The sequence below is a fragment of the Streptomyces sp. GC420 genome (genome assembly GCF_009916105.1).
Classification (GTDB): domain Bacteria; phylum Actinomycetota; class Actinomycetes; order Streptomycetales; family Streptomycetaceae; genus Streptomyces.
This window is the reverse complement of record NZ_JAAAXQ010000418.1, coordinates 1-6,293: the sequence shown is the minus strand read 5'-3', so window position 1 is coordinate 6,293 and position 6,293 is coordinate 1. Positions and strand designations below refer to the sequence as shown.

Annotated in this window: 5 protein-coding genes; 2 read left to right on the top strand and 3 right to left on the bottom strand. The window is 71.6% G+C overall.

Translation table 11 applies throughout. The features are described from left to right. The 3 genes from GUY61_RS32870 to GUY61_RS32860 all read right to left on the bottom strand — a co-directional run. On the bottom strand, positions 1-250 hold a 250-nt coding region (locus GUY61_RS32870; protein WP_166633973.1), incomplete at its 3' end, for a TetR/AcrR family transcriptional regulator. A 128-nt stretch (positions 251-378) separates the two neighbouring features. Further along, a complete protein-coding gene (locus GUY61_RS42000; protein WP_398957746.1) occupies positions 379-3,993 on the bottom strand; it encodes a SpoIIE family protein phosphatase in 3,615 nt (1,204 codons plus the stop codon). Positions 3,994-3,996: 3 nt separating this feature from the next. Further along, complete coding sequence (locus GUY61_RS32860; protein WP_166633974.1) at positions 3,997-4,203, bottom strand: hypothetical protein; 207 nt, start codon at positions 4,201-4,203, stop codon at positions 3,997-3,999. A gap of 512 nt (positions 4,204-4,715) precedes the next feature. Here GUY61_RS32860 and panD point away from each other — a divergent pair. Then, complete coding sequence (panD, locus tag GUY61_RS32855; protein ID WP_166633972.1) at positions 4,716-5,162, top strand: aspartate 1-decarboxylase; 447 nt, start codon at positions 4,716-4,718, stop codon at positions 5,160-5,162. A gap of 22 nt (positions 5,163-5,184) precedes the next feature. Continuing rightward, positions 5,185-5,853, top strand: a complete 669-nt coding sequence (locus GUY61_RS32850; protein WP_166633971.1) for an aspartate/glutamate racemase family protein — start codon at positions 5,185-5,187, stop codon at positions 5,851-5,853. Positions 5,854-6,293 lie beyond the last annotated feature (440 nt).

Genomic DNA, 6,293 nt, shown 5'->3' with positions numbered 1-6,293 from the left:
CCAGTCTGTCCACCATGACGTCGGCGCACTCGGCGAACAGCGCGTACTTGTTCGGGAAGTGCCGGTACAGAGCGGCCGCGGTGATACCCACGCCGGCGGCGACCTCCTCCATGGACGCCGTGTGGTAGCCGCGCTCGCTGAAGACCCGCCCGGCCGCGTCGACGATGAGCTGCTTGCGGTTGCGGGGCCGAGTGGCCGCGGCCGGATTGGCGGTCGCGGCCGAACGGGTGGATGGGGAGGCGGGGGCCATGCGAATCAGTCAAGCACACACCGTCAGGAGGCCGGGCTCCCTCGGCGCGGACCCGCACAGGACAGGACTGCGGCTCCGGCGGCGGCTCCGGCGGCGGGGCGGGCGGCCGGGGCCGCGGGCGGCCCCGGTCAGCCGCCGAGCGTCCCCGGTGTCGTCTGCTCCGCCCAGATGACCTTGCCGTCCCTGGTGTAGCGCGTGCCCCAGCGCTCGGCGATCTGGGCCACGAGGAAGAGGCCCCGTCCCCCCTCGTCCGTGCTGGCGGCGTAGCGCAGGTGCGGCGAGGTGCTGCTGCGGTCGGAGACCTCGAAGGTGAGCACACGGTCGCGGATCAACCGCGCCTTGATGGGCCCCGTGGCGTGGCGCATGGCGTTGGTGATCAGTTCGCTGCAGATCAGCTCAGTGGTGTCCACGAGGTCCTCCAGCTCCCACTCCATGAGCCGGGCGGAGACGGCAGCGCGTGCGCGGCGAACGGCGGCAGGCTCGCACTCCACGTCCCACTCGGCGACCTGCCCGGGCCCCAGCACCCGCGTACGGGCGACGAGCAGCGCGATGTCGTCGCTCTGGAGCTCCGGGAGCAGGGCGTCGAGCACGGCGTCGCAGGTCTCCTCGGGCGACCGGTCCGCGTGCTCCAGCGTCTCGCGGAGCAACTGGAGCCCGGTGTCGACGTCCATGTCGCGGCGCTCGACGAGGCCGTCGGTGAACAGGACGAGCCTGCTGCCCTCGGGCAGACGCAACTCGGCGCACTCGAAGGGCAGTCCGCCGATGCCGAGGGGAAGGCAGGACGGCACGTCCAGGAACTCCACGGTCCCGTCGGGGTGTACGAGCGCGGGCGGCAGGTGGCCGGCGCTGGCGATGACACATTCGCCGGACACGGAGTCGTAGACCGCGTACAGGCAGGTGGCGCCGGTGACGGTGGTCTTGTCGCCGGCCGCGATGGCGTCCTGGTCGATAAGGGTGACCAACTCGTCGAGGTGGCTGAGGAGTTCGTCGGGCGGCAGGTCCAGAGGGGTGGAGAAGTTGTGCACCGCGGTGCGCAGCTGCCCCATGGTGGCCGCGGCATGGAGTCCGTGCCCGACGATGTCGCCCATGACCAGCGCCACCCTGGCGCCCGGCAGTGGGATGACGTCGAACCAGTCGCCGCCGACCGCCTTCGCGGGCAGGTAGCGGGAGGCGACCTCGACGGCGTTCTGTTCGGGCAGCGCGCGGGGCAGCAGTCTCCGCTGCAGCGCCACGGCCAGGCCGTGCTCGCGGGTGTAGCGGCGTGCGTTGTCGAGGGACACGGCGGCTCGGGTGGCCAGTTCGGCCGCGAGGGAGAGGTCGTCCTGATCGAAGGGCTCGGGCTTCTCGGAGCGCCAGAAGTGGACGACGCCCAGCAGCACGCCGCGGGCGATCAGCGGCGCCGTGATGAGCGAATGGATCCCGAAGCCGATGACGCGGGAGCCCCGCGCGGGGTCCACCTCCTGCCATCGCGTGGTGTCACGCAGACGAGGCACCAGGACCGCCTGCCCGCTCTCGATGCTGCGGGCCTGTGGCGAGGACGGCCCGAAAGTGATCAGGTCGCCGACGGCGAAGAGGGGAGCGTCGTCGCGGATGCCGCTGACGGCCGCGCGCTGCAGCCGCTTGCTGCCGGTGCCCGTGCCGTTCATCCCCAGTTCCTCGTCGCGCAGCACCGACTCGGCCAGGTCCACGGTGACGTAGTCGGCGAAGCGCGGAACCGCGACCTGCGTCAGCTCTTCGGCCGTACGGGTCACATCGAGGGTGGTGCCGATGCCGCCGGTCGCGTCGTAGAGCAACTTCAGCCGCCACCGGACCAGCTCGACCCGCTGCGACGCCTCGCCGATCATCTCCATCACTTCATCGGTGCCTACCTCCTCCTCTCCGGCCACCGCGGCGACCGCGAGCCGCGCGGACGCGGTGCCCACCGAGCCGGCGAGCTGGGCTTCCGCGTGATGGACCAGCTCCGGCGGCGCGTCGGCCGCCGGTGAGCCGGGTCTCCTTCCGGGGTAGGAACGCAACGCCCGCTGGGCGCCCTCCCGCCCGAGGAAGCGCTCCAGCAGGGTCTGCAGTTCGCCGACCGTGGCACGGACCTGCCAGCGCCGCTCCCTGACCGGCTCTTCGAGGATTCCGACGAACTGCACCGCCTGCGCACGCTCGGCGGCGTCCGGCCGGTCGGCGAGGGAGACCGCGACATACCCCCCGAAGTTCAGCAGTGCGCTCCAGAACATCGCATGGCTGATCGGGTCCATTCCCGCCAGGCCGAACAGCTGCTGCGGCCGGAGCAGCCCGATGCCGAGCGGGCCCTCCCGCAAGAAGGAAGCGGACAGCAGCCCGGCATCGGCGAAGCTCGGCAGCACCAGCGTGTACGCCCACACGGCGAACCCCGCCACCAGGCCGACCAGCGCGCCCCGGCGGGTACCACCCTTCCAGAACAGGCCGCCCAGGACGGCGGGCGCGAACTGTGCCACGGCCGCGAACGACACCAGGCCGATCGAGACCAGTGCCGTCTCCTCGCCCGCAAGCCGGAAGTACGCGTACCCGAGCAGCAGGATCAGCACGATGGTCGCCCGGCGGATGCCCAGCACCAGCCCGGCGAGGTTGTCCCGGCGCGCCAGCCGGGACCTGCTGCGCAGCAGCAGCGGCATCACGAGTGAGTTCGACACCATGGTGCTGAGCGCGATCGTCTCGACGATGACCATGCTGGTGGCCGCGCTGAGGCCGCCGATGAAGACGAGCAGTGCTAGCGCCTCCTGGCCTTCGGCTATCGGCAGGGTCAGCACGTAGGTGTCGGCATCGACGGCCTTTCCGAACCGCAGAAGCCCGCCGGCCGCGATCGGAAGCACGAAGACGCTGATCGCGAGCAGGTACAGCGGGAACAGCCACATCGCCCGTTTGAGGTGCCTCTCGTCGACGTTCTCGACAACGCCGATCTGCCACTGCCGGGGCAGCAGGACGATCGCCAGCATGGACAGCACCGTGAGCCAGACCCACATGCCGTAGCCGGTGTGCTCGCGCAGAGTGAACAGCGTGGTGAGGTCGGCGTCCGCGGCCCGGGAGAACAGGTCGTTGAACCCCCCGAACATCCAGAAGGTCACAAAGATCCCGGCCGAGAGGAACGCCACGAGCTTGACCACGGACTCGAAGGCGATGGCGGCGACCATGCCCTCGTGGCGTTCGGTGGCGTCCAGATGCCGGGTGCCGAAGACGATGGTGAACGCGGCGAGCACCAGCGCCGCGTACAACCCGGTGTCCTGGAACAGCGGGATGTCGTGCGACTCCGGGACGGAGGTGACATCGGGGTGCCGCCGAACGATCGCAAAGGTGATGGAGACGGCCTTGAGCTGCAGCGAGATGTAGGGAACGATCCCCACCACAGCGATGATCGTCACCAGGCAACCCAGCGCGGTGCTCTTGCCGTAGCGCGCGGAGACGAAGTCGGCCAGCGAGGTGACCCGGTGCCGGCGGCTTATCCGGATGATTCTGCGCAGCACCAGCCAGCCCAGCGCGAACATGAGCGTCGCCCCCAGGTAGACCGGCAGGAAGCCGACTCCGGCCCTGGCGGCCCAGCCCACGCTGCCGTAGTACGTCCACGAGGTGGCGTACACGCCGAAGGACAGCGCGTAGATCGTGGCATTGTTGATGATGCTCCGACCAGAATCCGCACGCCGGTCACCGTAGAAGGCCACAGCGAAGAGCAGGCCGAGGTACCCGGCCGAAACAGCGACGATGAACCAGGTCTGGAGCACGGCCTACCTCGATCTGCCGCCGATCACGGCGACCAGACCGATCACGATCGCCCAGACGAGAAACAGGTAAGCCGCGAGAACGGGGACGCCGAAGACCTGGCCGATGCGGTCGAACCGCGCCAGGAACGGCGGAACGAACAGCACGAACCCGACCGCCGCCACGGCCGCCAGGCGCAGACTGAGCTGCTCGTCGTCCCGCGACTCCGCCATGAGCCGCCTCCACATCCTCAAGGTCATGCTTTGCGGCATACGCCCGAACTTGATCGATGTCACACCGCGGCGTCGATCGGCGCCGCAGCGACGTGCGCTGTGCTCAGTTCAACACGGCACCGAGAGGCCCGCTACCTCGCCGAACCGCCACACCGCCGCCTGCCGTGGGTGGAGGACGGCCGCCCGCCCCCGGCGCGCCCATCGTGAATCGCCCGGGCCCTGACCCGTTCGCCCCGGCTGGTCATCTGCGACGAACCCGGCATGCTGGGCCTGTCCAGCCACTCCAGCCTGTCCAGCCAGTCCAAGGTCCTGGATCTGCTCGCCGGGATATGGCGGAGGGGGTCTCTGGCCGTTCATCGCACTGATCGCTCGTCAGGAAAGTCGGCCCCGAGTCGGTGTGACTCCTCGAACACCTGCCGACGGCTGACCGGACATGCGAATCGATGTAACCTCCGGAGACCGCCCTTGACCTGCAAAAGCAGGCAGGGAGCAGACGAATCGGGAGTTTCTTCGTGTTTCGTACGATGTTCAAGTCCAAGATCCACCGGGCCACCGTGACGCAGGCCGACTTGCACTACGTCGGTTCCGTGACCGTCGACGCCGAGCTGATGGAAGCCGCCGACCTGCTGCCCGGTGAACTCGTCCACATCGTCGACATCACCAACGGCGCCCGCCTGGAGACGTACGTCATCGAGGGCGAGCGCGGCTCCGGCGTCATCGGCATCAACGGCGCGGCCGCGCACCTGGTGCACCCCGGCGACCTGGTCATCCTCATCAGCTACGCGCAGGTCGAGGACGCCGAGGCACGCAGTCTCACGCCCAGCGTCGTCCACGTGGACGCGGACAACCGGATCGTCGCCCTCGGCGCCGACGCCTCCGAGCCCGTGCCGGACAGCGACACCCGGCGCAGCCCGCAGGCAGTCGTCCCGCAGGGCGCCGCCCCGCAGCCGGTTTCCTAGCCGGGGCCGGTCGCCGACGCCCGTGCTGGCCCTGCTGCACACCTCGCCCGTCCACGTCCCGGTCTTCGACGCGCTGCGCGACCTCGGCCACCCGGGGCTGGAACTGCGGCACCTGGTGGACGAGGAACTACTGGAGGAGGCCCGCGCCGAAGGGCCCGGGGCCGGCGCCGTCGCCGCGCGGGTCGCGGCCCTGCTCGGGCAGGCCGCCGCGGCCGGCGCGGGCGCGGTGCTGTGCACCTGCTCCACGATCGGCGCCGCCGCGGAGAGCGCGGGCACCCGGGCCGGCATACCGGTGCTTCGGGTGGACCGGCCCATGGCGGCGGAGGCCGTCGCCCTGGGCTCGCGCATCGTGGTGGCCGCGGCCCTGGAGAGCACGCTGGCGCCCACCACGGCGCTGATCGAGGAGGAGGCGGAGCGCGCGGGACGCGCTGTCCGCGTCCGCACGCTCCTGGCACCGGGCGCGTGGGAGCTCTTCACAGCGGGGGACCGGGCCGGTTACCTCGCGGCGGTCGCCGCCGCCGTCGGCACCGCCGCGGACGCGGACGCCGTCGTCCTGGCCCAGGCGTCCATGGCGGACGCCGCGGCCCTCACGCCCGGCACGGTTCCGGTCCTTTCCAGCCCCCGCCCCGGCCTGCGCGCCGCGGCGGCGGCGCTGCGGGCGCGGAGCGGCGATCAGGGAGAGGAGTTCTGACCCAGGGTGACCCGAGGGCGGGCCGTGGGCCTTCCGGGCCCGGCCCGGGCGCGGTGCTGCTCTCACCCGGGCCGCATGCCGCAGTGGTATGTGCGGGCGCGGAGTTCTGACCTCGGGTCGCCCGAGGCCGGGTTCCCGTTGGCTGCAGACGGTGCCCGGCCGCGTGCACCCCGTGCACCCCTGCACCCCGTGCGCCGCACACGATCGGGTCCGCCGGGTGTGCGGGGCGGGGTGACCGGGCGCAGGCTCGAGGGGCGCGCATGCCCGCCCCGTCGTGCGGGCCCGGCGCGCTGCTGGAAGCCGGGGCCGCCCGGCCCGGCCGCTGCCCGGCGCAGGCCGTCGAGCACTCGCCGGCCCCCGCGGCGCGCAGGCCGGGGGTGGGGCGGCCGGTGCGGGGACCGTCGTCGCGGGCACGCGTGAGGGCGCGTCACCGAGGAACC